This window comes from Streptomyces sp. NPDC091271, from assembly GCF_044757505.1.
In the GTDB taxonomy this organism is placed as follows: Bacteria; Actinomycetota; Actinomycetes; order Streptomycetales; family Streptomycetaceae; genus Streptomyces.
This window is the reverse complement of the sequence record NZ_JBIVVD010000003.1, coordinates 816,945-837,209: the sequence shown is the minus strand read 5'-3', so window position 1 is coordinate 837,209 and position 20,265 is coordinate 816,945. Positions and strand designations below refer to the sequence as shown.

Annotated in this window: 20 protein-coding genes and 1 pseudogene; 14 read left to right on the top strand and 7 right to left on the bottom strand. The window is 71.0% G+C overall.

Translation table 11 applies throughout. The features are described from left to right. Window positions 1–85 precede the first annotated feature (85 nt). The gene (aceE, locus tag ACIQM3_RS15555) at window positions 86–2,818 is read left to right on the top strand and encodes a pyruvate dehydrogenase (acetyl-transferring), homodimeric type (RefSeq protein ID WP_401623993.1); all 2,733 of its coding nucleotides are present in this window, start codon (window positions 86–88) and stop codon (window positions 2,816–2,818) included. A gap of 60 nt (window positions 2,819–2,878) precedes the next feature. Here aceE and ACIQM3_RS15550 read toward each other — a convergent pair whose 3' ends face one another. Both ACIQM3_RS15550 and ACIQM3_RS15545 read right to left on the bottom strand, forming a co-directional pair. Then, window positions 2,879–3,307, bottom strand: coding sequence for a peptidase inhibitor family I36 protein (locus ACIQM3_RS15550; RefSeq protein ID WP_401623991.1), 429 nt, complete (start codon window positions 3,305–3,307; stop codon window positions 2,879–2,881). 209 nt (window positions 3,308–3,516) lie between these two features. Beyond that, window positions 3,517–5,004 (bottom strand): MFS transporter, encoded by a 1,488-nt coding sequence (locus tag ACIQM3_RS15545; RefSeq protein WP_401624365.1) that lies wholly within the window; start codon window positions 5,002–5,004, stop codon window positions 3,517–3,519. A 238-nt stretch (window positions 5,005–5,242) separates the two neighbouring features. On the opposite strand from ACIQM3_RS15545, the gene ACIQM3_RS15540 reads away from it, so the two are divergent. The 7 genes from ACIQM3_RS15540 (at window position 5,243) to ACIQM3_RS15510 (ending at window position 12,962) form a co-directional block, all read left to right on the top strand. Beyond that, on the top strand, window positions 5,243–5,908 hold the full coding sequence (locus tag ACIQM3_RS15540; protein WP_401623989.1) for a TetR family transcriptional regulator: 666 nt from the start codon (window positions 5,243–5,245) through the stop codon (window positions 5,906–5,908). 234 nt (window positions 5,909–6,142) lie between these two features. Beyond that, a complete protein-coding gene (locus ACIQM3_RS15535) occupies window positions 6,143–7,354 on the top strand; it encodes an alpha/beta hydrolase (RefSeq protein ID WP_401623987.1) in 1,212 nt (403 codons plus the stop codon). A gap of 118 nt (window positions 7,355–7,472) precedes the next feature. Next, window positions 7,473–8,390: a DUF4429 domain-containing protein gene (locus tag ACIQM3_RS15530; protein WP_401623985.1), complete on the top strand. Its 918-nt coding sequence runs from the start codon at window positions 7,473–7,475 to the stop codon at window positions 8,388–8,390. Between the two features lie 125 nt (window positions 8,391–8,515). Then, window positions 8,516–9,865 carry a sensor histidine kinase gene (locus tag ACIQM3_RS15525; protein WP_401623983.1) on the top strand — a complete coding sequence of 450 codons (1,350 nt, stop codon included), beginning with the start codon at window positions 8,516–8,518 and terminating at the stop codon, window positions 9,863–9,865. Beyond that, complete coding sequence (locus ACIQM3_RS15520) at window positions 9,862–10,542, top strand: response regulator (protein ID WP_401623981.1); 681 nt, start codon at window positions 9,862–9,864, stop codon at window positions 10,540–10,542. The genes ACIQM3_RS15525 and ACIQM3_RS15520 overlap by 4 nt, the downstream gene beginning before the upstream one ends. 171 nt (window positions 10,543–10,713) lie before the next feature. Next, complete coding sequence (locus ACIQM3_RS15515) at window positions 10,714–11,757, top strand: alpha/beta hydrolase (RefSeq protein WP_401623979.1); 1,044 nt, start codon at window positions 10,714–10,716, stop codon at window positions 11,755–11,757. Next, a complete protein-coding gene (locus tag ACIQM3_RS15510; RefSeq protein ID WP_401623977.1) occupies window positions 11,754–12,962 on the top strand; it encodes an acyltransferase in 1,209 nt (402 codons plus the stop codon). The genes ACIQM3_RS15515 and ACIQM3_RS15510 overlap by 4 nt, the downstream gene beginning before the upstream one ends. A 4-nt stretch (window positions 12,963–12,966) precedes the next feature. On the opposite strand, the gene ACIQM3_RS15505 is transcribed toward ACIQM3_RS15510, so the two are convergent. Then, window positions 12,967–13,986, bottom strand: a complete 1,020-nt coding sequence (locus ACIQM3_RS15505) for an aldo/keto reductase (RefSeq protein ID WP_401623975.1) — start codon at window positions 13,984–13,986, stop codon at window positions 12,967–12,969. A 4-nt stretch (window positions 13,987–13,990) separates the two neighbouring features. Then, complete coding sequence (locus ACIQM3_RS15500) at window positions 13,991–14,452, bottom strand: MerR family transcriptional regulator (protein WP_401623973.1); 462 nt, start codon at window positions 14,450–14,452, stop codon at window positions 13,991–13,993. Between the two features lie 87 nt (window positions 14,453–14,539). Between ACIQM3_RS15500 and ACIQM3_RS15495 the strand changes: the two genes are divergently transcribed. Continuing rightward, complete coding sequence (locus ACIQM3_RS15495) at window positions 14,540–15,361, top strand: serine hydrolase domain-containing protein (protein WP_401623971.1); 822 nt, start codon at window positions 14,540–14,542, stop codon at window positions 15,359–15,361. 2 nt (window positions 15,362–15,363) lie between these two features. Here ACIQM3_RS15495 and ACIQM3_RS15490 read toward each other — a convergent pair. Beyond that, window positions 15,364–15,771, bottom strand: a pseudogene (locus ACIQM3_RS15490) (ATP-binding protein); the annotation flags it as partial. A gap of 83 nt (window positions 15,772–15,854) precedes the next feature. Between ACIQM3_RS15490 and ACIQM3_RS15485 the strand changes: the two are divergent. Together ACIQM3_RS15485 and ACIQM3_RS15480 are read left to right on the top strand one after the other, a co-directional pair. Further along, entirely contained in the window at window positions 15,855–16,703 is an 849-nt protein-coding gene (locus ACIQM3_RS15485; protein ID WP_401623969.1) for a helix-turn-helix domain-containing protein, read from the top strand. After that, a complete protein-coding gene (locus ACIQM3_RS15480; RefSeq protein ID WP_401623968.1) occupies window positions 16,663–16,929 on the top strand; it encodes a DUF397 domain-containing protein in 267 nt (88 codons plus the stop codon). Before ACIQM3_RS15485 ends, ACIQM3_RS15480 begins: the two co-directional genes overlap by 41 nt. Window positions 16,930–16,936: 7 nt before the next feature. Here the strand turns inward: ACIQM3_RS15480 and ACIQM3_RS15475 are convergent, their stop codons facing one another. Next, a complete protein-coding gene (locus tag ACIQM3_RS15475) occupies window positions 16,937–17,764 on the bottom strand; it encodes an MBL fold metallo-hydrolase (RefSeq protein WP_401623966.1) in 828 nt (275 codons plus the stop codon). Window positions 17,765–17,930: 166 nt separating this feature from the next. Here ACIQM3_RS15475 and ACIQM3_RS15470 point away from each other — a divergent pair, with 166 nt between their 5' ends. The 3 genes from ACIQM3_RS15470 to ACIQM3_RS15460 all read left to right on the top strand — a co-directional run bounded on the left by ACIQM3_RS15470 (window position 17,931) and on the right by ACIQM3_RS15460 (window position 19,341). Then, window positions 17,931–18,359, top strand: coding sequence for a MarR family winged helix-turn-helix transcriptional regulator (locus ACIQM3_RS15470; protein ID WP_401623964.1), 429 nt, complete (start codon window positions 17,931–17,933; stop codon window positions 18,357–18,359). A 63-nt stretch (window positions 18,360–18,422) separates the two neighbouring features. Continuing rightward, window positions 18,423–18,929 (top strand): HAD domain-containing protein, encoded by a 507-nt coding sequence (locus ACIQM3_RS15465; RefSeq protein ID WP_401623962.1) that lies wholly within the window; start codon window positions 18,423–18,425, stop codon window positions 18,927–18,929. 142 nt (window positions 18,930–19,071) lie between these two features. Continuing rightward, window positions 19,072–19,341, top strand: coding sequence for a hypothetical protein (locus tag ACIQM3_RS15460; protein WP_401623961.1), 270 nt, complete (start codon window positions 19,072–19,074; stop codon window positions 19,339–19,341). Window positions 19,342–19,427: 86 nt separating this feature from the next. On the opposite strand, the gene ACIQM3_RS15455 is transcribed toward ACIQM3_RS15460, so the two are convergent. Continuing rightward, a complete protein-coding gene (locus ACIQM3_RS15455; protein WP_401623959.1) occupies window positions 19,428–20,000 on the bottom strand; it encodes a 1,4-alpha-glucan branching protein in 573 nt (190 codons plus the stop codon). Between the last annotated feature and the right edge of the window lie 265 nt (window positions 20,001–20,265).

Here is a 20,265-nt window from a genome sequence, read left to right as displayed (position 1 = left end):
TGGAGGCGGCGTGCAGCAGCCGCCCGGGGGTACGTTCCCCGCGTACAGGCCCCCGAAGAGCACCACCGAACAGCGAAGGAACAGCGTGGCTTCCGGATCCGATCGCAACCCGATCATCATTGGCGGCCTTCCGAGCCAGGTCCCGGACTTCGATCCTGAAGAGACCCAGGAATGGCTCGACTCCCTCGACGCCGCCGTCGACGAGCGCGGCCGTGAGCGGGCCCGCTATCTGATGCTCCGGCTCATCGAGCGCGCGCGCGAGAAGCGCGTGGCCGTGCCCGAGATGCGCAGCACCGACTACGTCAACACGATCGCCACGAAGGACGAGCCCTTCTTCCCGGGCGACGAGGAGATCGAGCGCAAGGTCCTCAACGCGACCCGGTGGAACGCCGCGGTGATGGTCTCCCGCGCCCAGCGCCCCGGGATCGGTGTCGGCGGCCACATCGCCACGTTCGCCTCCTCCGCCTCGCTGTACGACGTGGGTTTCAACCACTTCTTCCGCGGCAAGGACGACGGCCTGGGCGGCGACCAGATCTTCTTCCAGGGGCACGCGTCCCCGGGCATCTACGCCCGCGCCTTCCTGCTCGACCGGCTGAGCGAGGCCCAGCTCGACGGCTTCCGCCAGGAGAAGTCGAAGGCGGGCCACGCGCTCTCCAGCTACCCGCACCCGCGGTCGATGCCGGACTTCTGGGAGTTCCCGACCGTCTCGATGGGCCTCGGCCCCCTCGGTGCGATCTACCAGGCGCGGATGAACCGCTACATGGAGGCGCGCGGCATCGCCGACACCTCCAAGTCGCACGTCTGGGCCTATCTCGGCGACGGCGAGATGGACGAGCCCGAGTCCCTCGGCCAGCTCTCCATCGCCGCCCGTGAGGGCCTGGACAACCTCACCTTCGTGGTGAACTGCAACCTGCAGCGCCTCGACGGCCCGGTGCGCGGCAACGGCAAGATCATCCAGGAGCTGGAGTCGCAGTTCCGGGGCGCCGGGTGGAACGTCATCAAGCTGGTCTGGGACCGCACCTGGGACCCGCTGCTCGCGCAGGACCGCACGGGCATCCTGGTCAACAAGCTGAACACGACCCCGGACGGCCAGTTCCAGACGTACGCGACCGAGACCGGGGCGTACATCCGTGACCACTTCTTCGGTGACGACCCGCGGCTGCGGGACATGGTCAAGGACATGTCCGACGACCAGATCCTGCACCTGGGCCGCGGCGGTCACGACCACCGCAAGGTCTACGCGGCGTATGCGGCGGCCAAGGCCCACAAGGGGCAGCCGACGGTGATCCTGGCGCAGACGGTCAAGGGCTGGACGCTCGGACCGAACTTCGAGGGCCGCAACGCGACCCACCAGATGAAGAAGCTCACGGCGGACGACCTGAAGCGCTTCCGTGACCGTCTGCACATCCCGATCGCGGACAAGCAGCTGGAGGACGGCAACCCGCCATACTACCACCCGGGTCGCGACTCGGAAGAGATCCAGTACATGCACGACCGCCGCCAGGGCCTGGGCGGTTACGTCCCGACGCGTGTGGTGCGGGCGAAGCCGCTGCCCCTTCCGGACGACAAGGCGTACGCGACCGCGAAGAAGGGTTCGGGTCAGCAGTCGATCGCCACGACCATGGCGTTCGTCCGTGTACTGAAGGACCTCATGCGGGACAAGGAGATCGGCAAGCGCTTCGTGCTGATCGCACCCGATGAGTACCGCACCTTCGGTATGGACGCGTTCTTCCCGAGCGCGAAGATCTACAACCCGCTCGGTCAGCAGTACGAGTCCGTGGACCGTGAGCTCCTCCTCGCGTACAAGGAGTCGCCGACCGGCCAGATGCTGCACGACGGCATCTCCGAGGCCGGCTGCACGGCCTCGCTGATCGCCGCGGGCTCGGCCTACGCCACGCACGGTGAGCCGCTGATCCCGGTGTACGTCTTCTACTCGATGTTCGGTTTCCAGCGGACCGGTGACCAGTTCTGGCAGATGGCCGACCAGCTCTCGCGCGGATTCGTTCTGGGCGCGACCGCCGGCCGTACGACGCTGACCGGTGAGGGGCTGCAGCACGCCGACGGCCACTCCCAGCTGCTCGCCTCGACGAACCCGGCGTGTGTCTCCTACGACCCGGCGTTCGGGTACGAGATCGCGCACATCGTCAAGGACGGTCTGCGCAGGATGTACGGCGAGGACAGCGAGGACGTCTTCTACTACCTCACCGTCTACAACGAGCCGATCCAGCACCCGGCCGAGCCCGCCGACGTGGATGTCGAGGGCATCCTCAAGGGCGTGCACCGCTACCGCGCCGGTGAGCAGGGCGAGATCCCGGCCCAGATCCTGGCGTCCGGCGTGGCGGTCCCGTGGGCGGTCGAGGCCCAGCGGATCCTCGCCGACGAGTGGAACGTGAAGGCGGACGTCTGGTCGGCGACCTCCTGGAACGAGCTGCGCCGTGAGGCCGTGGACGTGGAGCGCCACAACCTGCTCCACCCGGAGGAGGAGCAGCGCGTCCCCTACGTGACGCAGAAGCTCTCCGGCTCCGAGGGCCCGTTCGTGGCGGTCTCGGACTGGATGCGTTCCGTGCCCGACCAGATCGCGCGCTGGGTTCCCGGTGCCTACCAGTCGCTGGGAGCGGACGGCTTCGGCTTCGCCGACACGCGGGGAGCGGCCCGCCGCTTCTTCCACATCGACGCGCAGTCGATCGTGCTCGCGGTGCTGACGGAGCTGGCCAAGGAAGGCAAGATCGACCGTTCGGCGCTGAAGACGGCGCTGGACCGCTACGAGCTGCTGGACGTGGCCGCCGCGGGCCCCGGCCCGGAGGGTGGCGACGCGTAAGGAGCCCACGGTTCCGGAAGAAGGGCGGCGGGCCCTGGCCCGCCGCCCTTCGGCGTTCGCTCAGCTCTCCCAGATCTTGAAGGCCCGGACCGCGTACGGCGACCTGGGTACCCAGGTGCCGCCTCCCGGGTACGTCTCGAACTCGCCGGTCTCCGCGCACTCGGCCGACTGATAGGTGGTGACGGGCCGCCCGGTGCGGTTGACGAGCGCCTGGGCGTGGCGTCCCTCCGGGAGGGGGACGCAGCTCTCGATGTCCACGGTGGACAGCTCATGGACCTGCCTGTCCCCGGTGAAGTCGGACTTCGCCCAGAGACAGAGCTGCCCCGCGCCGCACGGCGCGAGCCCCGCCGGGGCGGACTGCGGGGCGCTGCGGGAGCGCTCCTGGCCGGCGGGTCCGTGGTGGGCGGCCGGCGCGGCGCCGGAGGACAGGGCCGTGGCCGGGACGAGTGCGGTGGCCGCCAGGGTGGCGGCGAGGACGGTCTTGCGCATGGTGGATCAACCCCCGTGGTCGAGCGAGCCGGGCGGCTCGCCATGTCCGCACTCTGACCTGCGGAAGTATGGGCCGGGAAGGGGCCGGCCTGCGGACCACCCTGATAGGCGACAGCCCCGCCGGAACTGTCCGGCGGGGCTGTCGGGTGCGCTGTGTTGACGCCTGGGGCACAGGTGCGGCCCGGAGCGGGCCAGGTGTCTTCGAGGGCTCAGATGTGGCCCGCGCCCATTCCGGCCTCGGCGTTCTTGCCCCGCTTGGTGAGCGTGGCGACCAGGGCGGCGGCCACCGCGACGATGCCCGCGACCATGAAGGCCGAGCTCATGCCCGACACGAAGGTGTCATGGGCGACGCCCGTGATCTTCGCCGCGATCTCCGGCGGGGTGTCGGGTGCGATCGGCGGCATACCGACCTTGATGGCGGCGGAGGCCTGGTCCAGCTGCGCCGAGTCGACCGGCGGGAGCTCCGCGGCCTTCCAGTTGTCGTCGAGCTTCGCGTCGACCTGGGCGGCCATGACGGCGCCGAGCACGGCCGTGCCGAGGCTTCCGCCGACCTGCATGGCGGCCTGCTGGAGTCCGCCCGCGACACCGGAGAGCTCCATCGGGGCGTTGCCCACGATGACCTCGGTCGCGCCGACCATGACCGGCGCGAGGCCGAAGCCGAGCAGCGCGAACCAGAGCGACATGGTCAGCGTCCCGGTGCCGATGCTCAGCTGGGACATGCCGAACATGGCGATCGCGACGGACACCATGCCGCCGACCAGCGGCACACGCGGCCCGAACCTGGTGATCGCGGCGCCGGCGAGCGGTGAGCCGACGATCATCATTCCGGTCAGCGGCAGCAGGTGCAGACCGCTGTCGACGGGGCTCATGCCGTGGACGTTCTGCAGGTAGAAGGTGACGAAGAACAGGCCGCCCATGAAGGCGAACGCCATCAGCACCATAAGGACCACACCGGCGGACAGCGGCACGGAGCGGAACATGGCCAGCGGGATCAGCGGCTCGCGGACGTTCTTCTGGGAGAGCGCGAACACGAGGAACAGGACGAGGGCGGCGCCGAGGAAGCCGAGGGTCTTCCAGTCGCCCCAGCCCCACTCGGAGCCCTTGATCAGCGACCAGATCAGGCAGAACATCGCCTGCGACAGGAGGACGATGCCGCCGATGTCGAAGGACTTCGGGGCGTTCTCGGCGCGGTGGTCCCTGAGGATCACGAGGCCGAAGAGGAGCGCGATCACTCCGACGGGGACGTTGATGAAGAAGACGGACTCCCAGCTCACGTGCTCCACGAGCACGCCGCCGAGGATGGGCCCGCCCGCGGTCGAGGCGCCGATCACCATGCCCCAGATGCCTATCGCCATGTTCAGCTTCTCGGCGGGGAAGGTGGCGCGCAGCAGGCCGAGCGCCGCCGGCATCAGCAGCGCGCCGAAGAGTCCCTGCAGCACCCGGAAGAAGATCACCAGGGAGACGCTGCCGGAGAAGCCGATGGCCGCCGACGCGGCGGCGAACCCCGCGATGCCGATGAGGAACGTCTGCCGGTGACCGAAACGGTCACCGAGCTTGCCCGCGGTGATCAGGGAGACCGCGAGGGCGAGCATGTAACCGTTGGTGATCCACTGGACGTCGGCGAGCGAGGCGCCGAGGTCCTGCTGGATGGCGGGGTTGGCGATCGCGACGATCGTGCCGTCGAGCGCCACCATCATCACGCCGATGGCGACGGCGAAGAGCGTCAGCCAGGGATGGCCGCGCAGCCCTTTCACCGGTGCGGGAACAAGGGTGTCTTCGGGCTCCCGCGGTGCCTTCTCGACAGTGGTCTGACTAGTCATGCGCAGGACGTTATGTCAGCTACTGACACTTGACAAACCAATTCACAAGACAGTAACTGTCACGTAGCTCACAGGTAGGCTGATCAGGGAAAAGCAGGGAAAAGGGGTCCGGTACGTGACACGCAGGCAGACAACCGGGGTTCCCACGCCGGGGGCTCCGACGGGGTTGCGCGAACGGAAGAAGAGGCGCACCCGCGAAGCCCTGCTGCACACCGCCCTCAGGCTCTTCACCACACAGGGCTACGACCGGACGACGGTGGACGAGATCGTCGACGCCGTCGACGTCTCCCAGCGCACCTTCTTCCGCTACTTCGCCAACAAGGAAGCCGTCGCCTTCGCCGTCCAGGAGGCGGTGGACGCGCGCTTCCTCGCGGAGCTGCGTCAACGTCCCGCCACGGAAGCCCCTTTCGAGGCAATGCGCCGGGCGGCCCTGGACGCCTGGAAGACCATCGCCGAGAGCGACGACGACGTCACGGTCGAACTCCAGATGCGCGCCTACCGGGTGATCGAGTCGACTCCCGCGCTGCACGCCGCCCATATGCGCCGCCACATCGGCCTGGAGCACCAGACCGCCATGCTGATCGCGGAGCGTGAGGGGATCGACCCGGAGGCGGATCCGCGCCCCCGAGTGGCCGTCGCGGCGTTCTCCGGGGTGATGCGGATGACCGGACAGCTGTGGGGCCGCCGGAAGGACGCGGGGGTGGAGGCGCTCCGGGAACTGACCGAACTCCACCTGGACCAGCTCGGACCTGCGCTCTCCGGGAGCTGGCGCGCCGCGTAGGCAGGTTTACGCGGACCGCACAGCTGTGCCGCACCCCTCACCGCTTCCGCATGGCCGAACTCACAATGCCCCTGCTCCGCATGCCGATTCGCGTGTGCGACGGGCTTCGACCGCGTCGGATTGTGGATCCGGCGCACACGGAGCGTAAGAGACGGACGGTCAATTCCCCGCGGTCGAGTGATCCGTGTCACCCCTGCCACGGCGCCACGCGCGCGTCTCCTAGGGTGGGGCGCAGTGACTTCCTTCGACTCCTCCCCCACTCTCACCGCGTGGCGCGCTCTGCTCGCCATCGCGGTCGTGTTCGTGATGCTGGCGACCACCGGATGGACCGCTGTGCGTCATCAGCACTCGTCAGCGCCGCGCGAGACGGCGCTCGCATCCTGGGCGAAGGACCGCATAGCCGGTCACGCCCTCCCGGACGTGAGCGCCCCGGCATACCGGCTGGCGCACTTCTTCGCGACGCTCACGGTGGGCCAGCAGGTCGCCCTGGCCGACAAGTACCCGCTGGTGGTGGGGAATCTGAACGGCGCTCCGGTCACCCTGCGCTACCGGGCCAACCGGCACGCGCTGGTGCAGGCGGAATCGGCCGAGGAACAACGGACACAGGACACACGTCTCTCACCGGACGGGCGCCATCAGGCCGCGCTCCGGCTGGCACGTTTCCGGTCCATGCTCTCCGGCGACCGGCAGTTCCTCGCCTTCGATCCGTCGGGCCGCGGCCGGGCGGCCGAGGTGCTCGGCGACCTCGACCGGGCCGAGCGGGTCTCGGTCGTCGTCCCGGGGGTCGACACGAATCTCCTGACGCTGGAGCGCACCGGCATCAAGAAGAACGCGGCGCCCGTCGGCATGGCGCAGTCGCTGTACGCCGCGGAGCGCTCGGCGCTCCCCGGTTCGCGTACGGCGGTCATCGCGTGGGCCGACTACACGGCGCCCGTCGGGATCGGCATGGACTCCGCGCTGGGCGGGCTCGCGGCGGAGGGCGCGGAGCGGCTGAACGGACTCCTGGACGCGCTGCCCGGCACGTCGGACGTCTCGCTGTTCTGCCACAGCTACGGCTCCGTGCTGTGCGGCGTGGCCGCACGCGAGCTGCCGTCCAGGGTGTCCGACATCGCGGTGGCCGGCAGTCCCGGGATGCGGGCGGACAGCGCCGGCGCCCTGCACACCGGGGCCAGGGTCTGGGCGATGCGGGACAGCGACGACTGGATCGCGGACGTGCCGAACATGGCGGTCGGCGGGCTCGGACACGGCGCCGACCCGGTCGACCCGGCCTTCGGCGCGCGGATCGTGTCGGCGAACGGCGCGATCGGGCACAGCGGCTATTTCGAGCCGGGCACGGAGAGTCTCAGCAACTTCGCCGCGATCGGCGTGGGCGCCTACGACTCGGTCAGCTGTGCGAGCTCGGATGGTGCGTGCCATCGGGAGATTTCCGGTGAGACAGAGGTCTGACGCGCGTAGAAAGACGTCTGACGCGCGTAGAGAGCGGCGAACGGCCTGCCTGCTTGGTCGCGATTGCGCCTGTACCGAAGGGGGGACGTGCGGGCCTGTGCCACATACGATGAGGCACATGGGTGATGTGCTGGCCGGAATTCATGCCACCTGGGAGTTCGACACCGACTCCGTGCTCATCCGCTTCGAACGGGGAATCCGCACGCCGAGGCTCTTCCAGAGTCTGCGTGAACGCCGCATTCCGTACGCGGCGTTGTCTTCGGTGACGCTGACCCCGGGCAAGCGGGGCACGGTGGTCCTGCGCGCGGTGCCGAGACCAGGTGCCGATCCACTGCTCGCGGCTGCGGCCGGGCAGCTCAAGGAGGGGAACGACCCCTACCGCCTGGTGCTGCCCGCCGAACGCGAGACGCTCGCCGAGTACTACGCCGACGAGCTGCGCGCCCTGCTCGGATCCGAGGCGTCCCTGCCCGCCGAACGCTTCATGGTGACGGCGCCCGAGGCGCCGATGCACTTCAAGGCGTACGACGGCCGGGCCGGATTCGACGGGGCCCTGGTCTCCTTCCGGTGGTTCTGGACGGGGGCGTCGAGCGCCAAGTGGAAGGCGGGCGACCAGACGTTCCCCGTGGCGGAGCTGGGCGGGATCGAGTGGCGTTCACCCGAGGCCTTCGAGGGATATCTCCGGCTGCTGCCACGCGGCGCGGCGGCGGACTCCGACGCGGACGGACCCGGACCGGACCCGGTGCCCGGCGGGACGCCCGTCCGCGCCCAGCCGGACCAGGATCCCGCCGCTGTGGTGTTCGGCCTGGGCTACGGGCCGGTGCACGAGTCGCTGCCCTTCGCCGCGGCGGTCCTGGAGTCCGTCCGCCGCACCCAGTCGGTGCCGGTCGCGACCGCGCCGGTCCCGGTGGGCGGCGCGCGGCGCGACCCCGCGGACATCGCGGAACGGATACGCCACCTCGGGGACCTGCACCAGGCGGGCCTGGTGACGGACGCGGAGTACAGCGCGAAGAAGGCGGAGCTCCTCGCCGAGCTGTAGGCCGCACCCCGCCGTCCCGCTCCCGGAACGGCACCGTCCCCTACCTGGGTACGGGGCGGGCGGCCGGCGGTCCACCCCCCGGTATGACGCCACCCGGCACACTCCGCGCCTACTCTGACCCGATCATGCCCCCATCTCCCACCGGGCCCCCGCCCACCGACGGTCTGCTGAGCGCCGCCCGCCGCAATCTGCGCGAGCTCGCCCACGGGCTGTCCCACGCGTCCCACCCGCCGACCCCGCTGTTCGCCGACTCCCCGAGGCGCTGGCTGCGGCTGCTGCCGTACGTGGCTGTGGTCGCGCTCACCGCGATCTTCATCCCGGTCACGATCCAGGTGCTGGCCAACGACTACGGGGTGCCCGGCGCGCTCGCCGGAGCCCTGGCCGTCGGACAGGCCGCTCCCCTGCTCATGCTGGCCCACCGGCCGCTGCAGGCCTGGTGGATCGTCTTCGGCGCCGACATCGTGGGCGCCCTGGTGCTGCTGGGCCAGGGGCTGCGCCCCGACGCCCTCTGGCCGTGGACCCCTCCGGGCCTTGTCGGCTACCTCTTCGTGCTGCTGGCCCTCGGGCTGCGGGAGAGCCGGCGGACAGCCATCGGCGTCTGGCTGGCGACGGGCGCGGGGGGCCTTCTGCTGTATCTGTTCAGGACCTCGCACGGCAACACCAGCGCGCTCCTCCTGTTCATCCTCAGCAGCGCGGTGCTGGTGATCGGGGCGGCGGTACGCGAGCGGAGCGAGGCCCAGCGACGGCTCGTCGAACAGGAGACGATCAGCGAGGCCGAGCGGGCGCAGCGCACGCTGCTGGAGGAGCGCACCCGGATCGCCCGCGAGCTCCACGACGTGGTCGCGCACCACATGTCGGTGATCACGGTGCAGGCCGACTCGGCGCCGTACCGGGTCGAGGGGCTCTCCGAGGAGGCGCGGGCGGAGTTCGCCTCGATCGCGGCCGGGGCCCGGGAGTCGCTGGCCGAGATGCGCCGGCTGCTGTCGGTCCTGCGCAGCGACGGCAGCCGGGGCGAACTCGCCCCGCAGCCCGGACTCGACCGGGTGCAGCAGCTGGTGGAGGCGACGGTACGGACGGGGCTCCCGGCCGAGCTGTCGATGGCGACGGACGTGCGGGAGGCGCTGGAGCGGGGCGGAGTGCCGCAGGCGGTGGACCTGTCGGCGTACCGCATCGTGCAGGAGGCGCTGGCCAATGTGGTGCGGCACGCGCCGGGCGCGCGGACCCGGGTGTCGGTCACGGCGCGCGACGGTCATCTGACGGTGCTGGTCGTGAACGAGGAGGCGGGGAAGCCGGGTTCGCCGCTGGAGACGTCGGGGACGGGACACGGGCTGGTCGGCATGCGGGAACGCGTACGGTTGACCGGCGGCACACTCGACACCGGGCCCCTGCCGGACGGGGGCTTCCGGGTGGCCGCGCGGCTCCCGCTGCCACCGGACCGGCCGCCCTCTCCATCCGTGACTCCGGAGGAATCGTGACCATCCGCGTGATCATCGTCGACGACCAGGCCATGGTGCGGGCCGGGTTCGCCGCGCTGCTGTCGGCGCAGAGCGACATCGACGTGGTGGGCGAGGCCCCGGACGGGCGCCAGGGCGTCGACGTCAGCAGGTCGGTGCACCCGGACGTCGTCCTGATGGATGTCAGGATGCCGGAGATGGACGGACTGGCCGCCGCCCGCGAGCTGCTGAGCCCGCCGAGGGGGGTGGTGCACCGGCCGAAGGTCCTGATGCTCACCACGTTCGACGTCGACGACTACGTCTACGAGGCGCTGCGCGCCGGCGCGTCCGGGTTCCTCCTGAAGGACGCACCGCCGGCGGACCTGATCTCGGCGGTGCGGGTCGTGGCGGCGGGCGACGCGCTCCTCGCGCCGTCCGTGACGCGGCGGCTCATCGCGGACTTCGCACGGCAGCGCCCGGCTCCGCCGTCCGGCGGGCCGGCGCTGCGGCTGAACGGTCTGACACCGCGCGAGACGGAGGTCCTGGAGCTGATCGCCCGGGGCCTGTCGAACCAGGAGATCGCCGCGCGGCTGGTGCTGGCCGAGCAGACGGTGAAGACGCACATCGGCAAGGTGCTGGCGAAGCTCGGGCTCCGGGACCGGGCACAGGCCGTCATCTTCGCGTACGAGTCGGGGCTGGTGGCTCCGGGCGAGGCGTAGCCGCCCCTGCCGCCGGCCCCCTGCTCGACGGGGGGCTGTCCCCCCGTACACCCCCTACCCCGGTAGCACCGGACGGTTGGCTCCCCGGTGTGACGCCCTGTCACCCATCGTCTTCCTACCTTCCTCTCCGGCACACCGAACGGTGCGCCGGATCCGTAAGGGGAGGGCACGATGCGCCGATTCGCGAGGACGCTGGCCGCGGTCGCACTGGCGACCACCGTGGTGGCGGGGACGGCCGGCTGGGCGTCCGGGAACACGCAGCGGGCGGTGACGGGGCCACCGCCCGGCAGCGCCTCGTGGCGTGCCGACGGGGTGCTGGGGCGGGAGTTGCCGGATCCGGGCCGTGCGACGCCCGAGCAAGTGCGAGCGTTCTTCCGGGGGTTGAGTGCGGCCGAGCAGCAGGTGCTGCTGGAGCGGCATCCGTCGGTCGTCGGCAATCTGGACGGGGCGCCGCTGGAGCTCCGCTACCGCGCCAACGCCCTTGCGCTGAGCGCCTCCGACGATGCGCGGTACGCCGGACTCGCCGCGCCCGGCCGGCAGATCCTCGCCTTCGACCCGCGGGGGCGCGGCCAGGTCGCCGAGGTGTTCGGGGACCTGCGCTCCGCGCGGCATGTGTCCGTCGTGGTGCCCGGTTCGGACATCGACGCGGGGACCTTCGACCGGCGCGGCGATGTGTACGGCACCCCTGCGGGCATGGCCAAGTCCCTGTACGCCGGCACGGGTCCGGGCAGCGCGGTGATCGCCTGGGCCGGTTACACCACCCCGGTCGGCCTCGGGCTGGACGCCGCGACGGGCACGCTGGCCGAGGCCGGGGCGGAGCGGCTGACCCGGTTCACGGCGGGGCTGGCGGCCGACGGGCTGCCCGCGCCGGTCGTGTTCTGCCACAGCTACGGCTCGGTGGTGTGCGGGCTCGCGGCCTCCGGCCTCGGCGCCACGGACCTGGTCGTGCTCGGCTCCCCCGGGATGCGCGCGGACGACGTGGCCGGTCTGCACACCGGGGCACGCGTCTGGGCGGCCAAGGACGACACCGACTGGATCGACGACGTGCCGCATGTCCGGGTGGCGGGTCTGGGTCACGGCGCCGACCCGGCCGGCGAGGGGTTCGGGGCGCGACGGGTGCCCGCGGAGGACGCCGAGGGCCACACCGGCTACTTCGCCCCGGGCACGGACTCGCTCACCGCCTTCACCACGATCGCCCAGGGGGTCTCCCGATGAGCGCCCGGCAGCTGGTCTCCCGGATCGACGCGAGCACTCCCGCCCACCGCGACCGCGCGGTCGACGGGCTGCGCGCCCTGGCGCTGATGGCCGTACCGGCCGGTCACTGGCTGCTCGGCGGGTTCGGCCTGGACAGTGAGGGCGGCCTGCACAACGCCAGCCCGCTCTCCACGTTCGCCGTGTTCTCCCCGGTGAGCTGGGTGCTCCAGATGCTGGGCGTGTTCTTCCTGGTCGGCGGCTACGCCTCCGTCCTCTCCTACCACCGCCGTCCGTCCACCACCGGCGCGTGGCTGCGCGGCCGGATGGCCCGGCTGGGCAGGCCCGTGCTCGGTGTGACCGCCGTGTGGGCGCTGATGATCCCGGTGCTGTACGCCGCCGGCGTCCCCGAGGACACCCTGCGTACGGGGGCGAAGCTGGTGATCCAGCCGCTCTGGTTCGTCGGTGTGTACGCCGTGGTCACGGCACTCACGCCGTACTGCGTACGGCTGGCCCGGCGGCTCGGCGGCTGGGCGGCCGCCCCGCTGATCGGCTCGGTCGCCGCGGTCGACTTCCTGCGCTACGGGCCGTTCGCGGACGCCGTGCCGTCCTGGCTGAGCCTGCTGAACATCCTGCCCGGCTGGCTCTTCGCCTATCAGCTCGGCGTCAGCTGGGGCGAGGGCCGCCTCTCCCGGCGAGGTGCCCGGCTCCTGCTCGTCGGCGGCACGGCCCTCTTCGCCGTGCTGCTGCTCGCCTTCCACTACCCGGCCTCGATGGTCGGCGTGCCCGGCGAGGCCCGGACCAATTCGCATCCGCCGTCGCTGCTGGTCCTCGCGCTGGCCTCGGCACAGAGCGGTGCGGCGGTCCTGCTGCACGGCCGGATCGGCCGGGCGCTGCGCCGCCCCGCGCTGTGGGCGCCCGTGGTGGTCGTCAACCTGTCGGCGATGACGATCCTGTGCTGGCACCAGACGGCGATGCTGGCCGCCGCCGTCCCGGCCTCCTTCGCCGGCGCCGTGCCCGGGCTGACCACGGACCCGGACTCGATCGGCTGGATCCTGGCACGGCTGGCGTGGATGCCGGTGTTCGCGGGCCTGCTCGTGCTGATCTCCCGGTACGCCCGCAGGTTCGAGGCGCCCTGGCAGACCACCGGCCGGACCGCGAACGCCCGCCGGGCAGCGGCCGGGCTGCTCGCGGCGGGCTTCGCGGTCTTCGCGCTCCGGCTGGCCTGAGGTGCTACTCCCGCGCGGTGGCCGTGTTGCTCATGTCCGGGTAGCGGTCCCCCGCCACCTGGCCCGCGATGGGCTCCAGCAGTTCCAGCTCCTGCTCGGTCAGCGTGAGCCGGGTCGCCGCCACGTTCTCCAGCAGACGGCTCCGCTTACGCGTACCGGGGATCGGCACCACGGTCAGGCCGTGTACCTGGGCCCGCTGCTGCACCCAGGCCAGGGCGACCTGCGCGGCCGTCACGCCGTGCGCCGCCGCGATCTTGTGCACCGGCTCCAGCAGTGCGGCGTTGGTCTTCGCGTTCTCACCGGTGAAGCGCGGCTGGTGCTTGCGGAAGTCGTCCTCCCCCAGGTCCTTGGCCGCGTCGGCGAACGCCCCGGTCAGGAAGCCGCGGCCGAGCGGCGAGTACGGCACGAGGGTCACCCCGAGCTCGACGGCCGCGGGCACGGCGCTGCGCTCAACGTCCCGGCTGAAGAGCGACCACTCGGACTGGAGGGCCGCGATCGGGTGCACGGCGTGCGCCTCGCGGAGCTCGTCCCCGGTCACCTCGCTCAGCCCGAGCTGCTTGACCTTGCCCTGCTGCACGAGCTCGGCCATCGCGCCCACCGATTCGGCGAACGGGACGAGCGGGTCGCGGCGGTGCATGTAGTACAGGTCGATGACATCGGTACCCAGCCGGCGCAGGCTGGCCTCGACGGCCTGGCGGATGTACGCGGGGTCGTTGCGCACACCCCGGTAGTGCGGGTCGTCGTCCCTCCGCTCGATGGCGAACTTGGTCGCCAGCGTGATCTCGTCGCGGTGCGCCCCGACGAACGGCGCGAGGAACGTCTCGTTGGCGCCGCTCCCGTAGATGTCCGCGGTGTCGAAGAGGGTGACGCCGGCCTCCAGCGCCGCCTCCAGGGTGTCCCGGGCGGAGGACTCATCGGTGGTCCCGTAGAACTCGCTGATCCCCATGCAGCCGAGCCCCTGGACACCGACCTGCGGGCCTCCGCCGGCAAGCTGTACGGTCGCGATCTTTCCGGTCTCGCTCATGTGGTCAGGCCCTTTCCGATTCCGACGCCGCGCGGGCGCCACCATAGAAGTCGATCTTGAAGTCGAGCACGGCGAGCGTCCCCTGGAGTTCCGCGATCCGTGTCCTGACGTCGCGCCGGGTCGCTTCCAGCAGTTCCTGCCGCTCGGCGAAGGTGTGGTCGCCCTCCCTGAGCAGTTCCGCGTACCTGACCATGTCGGCGACCGGCATTCCGGTCAGCCTCAGCTTGCCGACGAAGGTCAGCCAGTCCAGGTCGCGGTTGCTGAAGCGGCGCTGGCCCGTGTGGGAACGGTCGACGTGGGGCATCAGCCCGATCCGCTCGTACCAGCGCAGCGTGTGGGCGGTGAGCCCGCAGAACGCGACGACCTCGCTGATGGTGTAGTGGTCCTGGCCCTCGGGGCGCGGATGCGCCTTCGGGGCGGAAGCGCGGGTGTCCGTCCGTGCGGAACTGCTCTCCATCACCGTCATGACCTCCACGCTAGAACGTTGGAGTGCACTCCAAGCAAGCGCAATCGGGTGGCGATCCCGGATTCGGCTCCCGTTAGTCTCATACGCATGCAGAGCCTGGCGATGATCGAGAACTGGCCCGTCCCCACCGCGGCAGCCGCCGTCGTCACCTCGGACGGCACGCTCCTGGGTACCCATGGTCCCACCGCGCACCGCTTCCCGCTGGCCTCGGTGACCAAGCCGCTGGCGGCCTACGCGGCGCTGGTGGCCTACGAGGAGGGCGCCGTCGAGCTGGACGAGCCGGCCGGCCCCGAGGGCTCGACCGTCCGCCACCTCCTCGCGCACACCAGCGGCCTCGCCTTCGACGAACACCGGGTCACCGCGCCTCCCGGCACCCGCAGGCTCTATTCCAACGCCGGCTTCGAGGTGCTCGGCGACCACATCGCGAAGGCCACGGAGATCCCGTTCGCCGAGTACGCCCGCCAGGCCGTCCTGGAACCCCTGGGCATGACGTCGACGTCCCTGGAGGGCTCCCCCGCGAAGGACGGCGTCTCGACCGTGGACGACCTCGTGCGCTTCGCCGCCGAGGTACAGGCCCCGCGCCTCCTCGACCCGCGTACGGTCCTGGAGGCGCAGACCGTCGTACACCCCGGCCTCAAGGGCGTGCTCCCCGGTTACGGTCACCAGAACCCCAACGACTGGGGGCTCGGCTTCGAGATCCGCGACTCCAAGTCGCCGCACTGGACCGGGCTTTCCTCCTCCCCCGCCACCTTCGGCCACTTCGGCCAGTCCGGCACGTTCCTCTGGATCGACCCGGCGGCGGGAGCGGCCTGCGTCGCGCTGACGGACCGGGCCTTCGGACCGTGGGCGGCCGAGGTCTGGACGCCGTTCAGCGACGCGGTGCTCGCGGAGCTCGCCGCCTCCCGCTGAGCGCACTCGAACCACACCGTCTTCCCGCATCCGTCACGGCGCTCCTCCACGCCCCACTTGTCGACGACGGCGTCCACCAGGAGCAGCCCCCGGCCGCCCTCGTCGAGCACGTCCCCGTCCACAGGGAGGGGCAGCCGGGGGCACGCGTCCGCGACCTCGACGCGCACGCCCCCGGCGGGGAGCAGGAAGATGAAGACCTGGCAGCGGCGGCCGGGAACATGCCGTACGACGTTGGCGATCAGCTCGGTGAGGGCGAGCTCCGCCGCGTCCGCCACATCGAGCAGCGCCCAGCGGGTGAGGTAGAGCCGCAGGATGCGGCGCAGATGACGGGCCGAGTGCGCGCCCATCGCGAGATCGGCACGGTAGACAGCTTCCATGTCACCGGTCCGGGTGCCGGATACGTGATTCATGTCACCAGGATGCAGTGGGTTGATTACTCTCGGCTACGACTTGGAACAAACGCCGCCAGGCGTTGGAGCGAGAGGCACCCGCCGTGGCCCATGTGCAGTCACTCGACCCGAGCGCATCCCCCTTGGACTTCTACGGCTGGGAGCTGCGCCGCCGACGGGAGGCCGTCGGCCTCAAGCAGGGCCAGCTCGGCGAGATCATCTTCTGCACGGGTTCACTGATCGGCCAGATCGAGACGACGAAGAAGGTCCCGACCCGCGACTTCTCGGAGCGCCTGGACGCGGCGCTCGGCACGGACGGGGTGTTCTCACGGCTGGTCGGCCTTGTCCTGCGGAGCCAACTGCCGACGTGGTTCCAGCCGTACGCGGAGATGGAGGCGCGGGCGACGTACATCTCGACGTACCAGGCGCAGTTGGTGTACGGGCTGGTGCAGACGGAGGAGTACGCGCGGGCGGTCCTGGCCACCGGTATGCCCGACGACCTGGAGGGGCTCGTCTCAGCCCGGATGGAACGTCAGCGGATCCTGGAACGGGAGCAGCCGCCGCTGGCCTGGGCGATCCTGGACGAGGCGGTGCTGCACCGACCGATCGGCGGGCGCGAGGTGATGCGGAACCAACTGGCGCGCTTGTTGGAGTTCACGAGGCACCGGTGGATGCGGATCCAGGTGCTGCCGTTCGTGACAGGCGAACACTCAAGCCTGGCGGGGTCGTTCACTGCCATGCGCTTCGAGAACGACCCAGACATCGTCTACACGGAGGACCTCATCTCCGGCCACATGACCGCCAGCCCCGAAGCCATCAGGGAGGCCGCGCGCCGTTACGCTCACTTGCAGGCCGCTGCCCTCTCCATCGAGGACTCGGCGGCACTGATCACCCGTGTGATGGAGGAGCGTTATGGCAACCGGCCGGAACCTGAAGAGCGCGCCGTGGCGTAAGTCCAGCTACAGCGGTAACACCGGCGGCGAATGCGTCGAGTGCACCGTCACCGGCGGCGCAGCCTGGCGGAAGTCCTCGTACAGCGGGAACACCGGGGGCGACTGCGTCGAGGTGGCCGAAGGCTGCTCCGCATCCGTTCCCGTCCGCGACAGCAAGAACCCCGCGGGCCCCGTGCTCGTCATGAGCACCGCCGCCTGGCAAGCCTTCGTGGACGGGCTGCGCTGACCGTCGGTCACGCGGCGAGGGGGACCCAGGCAGGGCCCTCCTCGGTCCGTCGGACGTGCCCGAACGGTACGTCGGCGAAGTGGATGCCGAAGCCGATCGTGTCGGAATCCTCCAACTCGGCCACGAGGGCGCGCCGATGGTCAGCGGCGCGGGCCGGATCGTGGTCGAACGCGCACGACCACTCGGGGTGGCCGACCTGGACCGGTGAGTGCAGGGCGTCCCCGAAGGCGATCAGCCGCCGGCCGCCCGAGGTGATGACGAACTCCGCGTGGCCCGCCGTGTGACCTGCGGCGATCCGGACCCGTACGCCGGGGAAGATCTCCTGCCCGTCCACCACGGTGCGGACGCGCGGCGCCAGACCGTCGACCTCCTTCGCCATGCCCTGCTCCTCCAGCAGGCCACGCTCGGCCCACTCCGGCTCGGTCACCAGATACTCGGCGCCGACCAACGCGGGCCGGGCCTCCCCCGGGGCGGGGAGCCAGGCCCAGCCGATGTGATCCGGGTGCAGATGACTGAAGGCCACCGCCTCGATCTCCTCCGGCCCACGCCCGAGTTCGGCCAGACTGTCGAGGAGCGCGCCTCCGTAGATGTCGCCGCGAGGACCGACCGGATCCGCCTCCAGCGCCTGCGGCCCGAACCCTGCGTCGATCAGCAGTGCGCGACCACCGTTCTCCACGAGCAGGCCTCCGAGGCTCCCCGCGAGAGTGCCGGACGCATCCAGGAACTCGGGGTGCGCGGCCCACACGTCGTCGGTGGTGTCGGGGAGCAGCGCACGCGGCCTGAGCCGCACGACGCCGTCCGGGACCACTGACACTTTCGTCTCCCCGAGCCACACCGAGCGGACAACCCCCGCCCGCCGGAACCGCTCGATTTCATCAACTGCCGTACCGCTTATGGCCCTTGGCCCTCCCGATTGGCGACGATCCCCACCATAAGCATCAAGCTCGAATCATGCAAGCTTGAAATATACTGTCTTGATGGAATCACCTAGGATGGCGTCCATGACGACATCACCGGACGCGCACGCCATCGCCGAGCGGGAGCTGTGCGGCCTGGTGAACGGGCTGGCCCAGCGGATCGCCGATCACGTACGCACGCGCGCGGTTCCCCTGGGGCTCACTGCGGCCCAGGCCACCGCACTGCGCGAGATGACCGGCCCGATGACCATGCGCGAGCTCGCCGAACGCATGAGCTGCGAGCCCTCCAACGCCACGTTCGTCGCGGACAAGCTGGAGAAGCAAGGGCTGGTCGAGCGCCGCGCGCATCCCACGGACCGTCGGGCCAAGCACCTGGTGCTCACCCCCGAAGGCGGCGCTCTCCGCGAGCGGCTCCTCGAATCCCTCGTCGAGGACTCACCGCTGGCCGGACTCTCCGCGGAGCAGCAACGCGCCCTCCAAGGCCTGCTCGAACAGGCTGTCCTCCACCACTGAGAGCGGACGCGCCGCCGGAGTCATCGCGGTGCACCCGCGCCCGAACGCCGGTACCGTGCAGGCGTGCCCGCCTCCGCGCCCCCTGTCCTCTTCCTCGATGTCGACGGGCCGCTGATCCCGTTCGGCGCTACCCGGGAGCAACTCCCGGACGGATATCCCACCTTCGGGGAGGGCGGACCGAATCCGCTGATCGCGAGAATCGATCCTGACCACGGACGCCGGCTGAGGGCGTTGCCGTGCGAGCTGGTGTGGGCCACGACGTGGATGTCCGACGCGAACGACTGCATCTCACCCTGGCTCGGACTGCCTCAACTGCCCCTGGTGGAATGGCCGGACCCGGCCCCCGAGGACGAACCGAAGGGGCTGCACTGGAAGACCCCCGGACTCGTCCGGTGGGCCGCCGGGCGCCCCTTCGCGTGGGTCGACGACGAGATCACCGAGGCCGACCGCGCCTGGGTGGAGGCACACCATCCGGGGCGGGCACTTCTCCACCGCGTCGAGGCCTGGCGCGGCCTCACCGGCGCGGACTTCGCCGTACTGGACGCTTGGCTGGGACCCGGCCTCGGATAGGTTCGACCGCTATGCGATCACACTATTACGACATGGACTTCCGGGACCGGGCCGGGAAGACTTCCGGGACCGGGCCGGGAAGACCCGCACCTGGGGCCTGCTCCTGCTGGCCCTGGCCGGGGTCCTCTGGGTCTGGTGCGCCATGTTGCTGATGCTGCCGTACGAGGCCGGCACCGCCGACTGCAAGGCCCCGCTGTTCACGGAGAGGGGCACGGCCAACACGGGCGAGTACGGCAGCCGCTGCGCGAAGGAACGCGACTGGCCGGAGGTCCTGGCCGTACTCGGAGCCTCCGTACCGGTCTCGGTCGCCGGCGGATCGCTCTTCACGATCGGCACGGTCTCGCGCCGGATGAGCGCCCACGGCCAGGCCATACGTGAACTGGACAAGATGACGAACACGCCGAAGGACTAGGCGTGGAAGCCGGGCGGGGATGTTCGGGCTGAGCGTGCCGGCGCCGACCCGGCAGGGACGTCCGGGGCCCGCGCCGCCTCTCTCGACTACGCGACAACCACGACTGCACCCCGTGCAGCCGTGCCGTCCGGCCAGGTCCACCCGGCGACGATGCCTGCCGGCGACGCCTGCTCGGCCTCCGTCGGCCGCAGGACGCGGTTGACCCGGACGTCCTGGGCGTCGTCGGGGCCGGCTCCCTGCACGGTGACGGTCGGGTCGGGGGTGTCGCTCAGGGTCAGGTGCTGCGGCATCGCCTCACCGCGCAGGAGCGCGCGCAACTGCGCCGTCACGACCGGATCGTGGACACCGTCGTAGATCCACCGGGTGCCGAGCACCCCGTGCTCGGAGGTGCCGATCAGCGCCTCGCCGGGGGCGTCTTCCAGCGGCTCGCCCCGGTAGGCCAGCGGGACCGCGTAGGCCACTGGCTCCGGGGCGGCGGTGTCCACCACGACCATGAACTCGATCCCGACCGCGCCGTCAGGGTCGTCCAGACGGAACCCACCGGCCCGGTCCAGTTCCGGCGGCTCCTCGCCGCCCACGTACCAGTCCTGCCGGGGCAGCCAGTCGGTGAGCAGCTCCAGCTTGGTGGGCGTCATGTTGGTGGCGTGGATAACGGCCATGCGGGCTCCTTCAGCGTGCGCGGGCCTCCATCCTGCCCGGTGTCCTCGTACCGGTGGAGGCGTGAGGTGTGGCGCGGGTGAGGAGGTTGTGCCGCCGGCGATGTTCAAGGGGTGCAGGGTCACGGGTCTGTCCCAGGCGCCGGCGACCGCGGTCAGGAGCCCGTAAGCCGCCCACGGCCCGCCTGACGGCGCTTCGCGACTGGCAGCGAGCCCCCGTACCGCACATTCGCATGTAACGGGCACGTATTAGGGAGCGGCCGGGAGG

Bases quoted from the DNA above. Each gene is read 5' to 3' on its own strand.
- ACIQM3_RS15530 (WP_401623985.1), top strand. From the start codon at position 7,473: ATGGGTGATGTGCTGGCCGGAATTCATGCCACCTGGGAGTTCGACACC.
- ACIQM3_RS15455 (WP_401623959.1), bottom strand. From the start codon at position 20,000: ATGGCCGTTATCCACGCCACCAACATGACGCCCACCAAGCTGGAGCTG.
- ACIQM3_RS15525 (WP_401623983.1), top strand. From the start codon at position 8,516: ATGCCCCCATCTCCCACCGGGCCCCCGCCCACCGACGGTCTGCTGAGC.
- ACIQM3_RS15470 (WP_401623964.1), top strand. From the start codon at position 17,931: ATGACGACATCACCGGACGCGCACGCCATCGCCGAGCGGGAGCTGTGC.
- ACIQM3_RS15500 (WP_401623973.1), bottom strand. From the start codon at position 14,452: ATGACGGTGATGGAGAGCAGTTCCGCACGGACGGACACCCGCGCTTCC.
- ACIQM3_RS15505 (WP_401623975.1), bottom strand. From the start codon at position 13,986: ATGAGCGAGACCGGAAAGATCGCGACCGTACAGCTTGCCGGCGGAGGC.
- ACIQM3_RS15545 (WP_401624365.1), bottom strand. From the start codon at position 5,004: ATGATGGTGGCGCTCGACGGCACGATCGTCGCGATCGCCAACCCCGCC.
- ACIQM3_RS15495 (WP_401623971.1), top strand. From the start codon at position 14,540: ATGCAGAGCCTGGCGATGATCGAGAACTGGCCCGTCCCCACCGCGGCA.
- ACIQM3_RS15550 (WP_401623991.1), bottom strand. From the start codon at position 3,307: ATGCGCAAGACCGTCCTCGCCGCCACCCTGGCGGCCACCGCACTCGTC.
- ACIQM3_RS15480 (WP_401623968.1), top strand. From the start codon at position 16,663: ATGGCAACCGGCCGGAACCTGAAGAGCGCGCCGTGGCGTAAGTCCAGC.
- ACIQM3_RS15460 (WP_401623961.1), top strand. From the start codon at position 19,072: ATGTTGCTGATGCTGCCGTACGAGGCCGGCACCGCCGACTGCAAGGCC.
- ACIQM3_RS15515 (WP_401623979.1), top strand. From the start codon at position 10,714: ATGCGCCGATTCGCGAGGACGCTGGCCGCGGTCGCACTGGCGACCACC.
- ACIQM3_RS15510 (WP_401623977.1), top strand. From the start codon at position 11,754: ATGAGCGCCCGGCAGCTGGTCTCCCGGATCGACGCGAGCACTCCCGCC.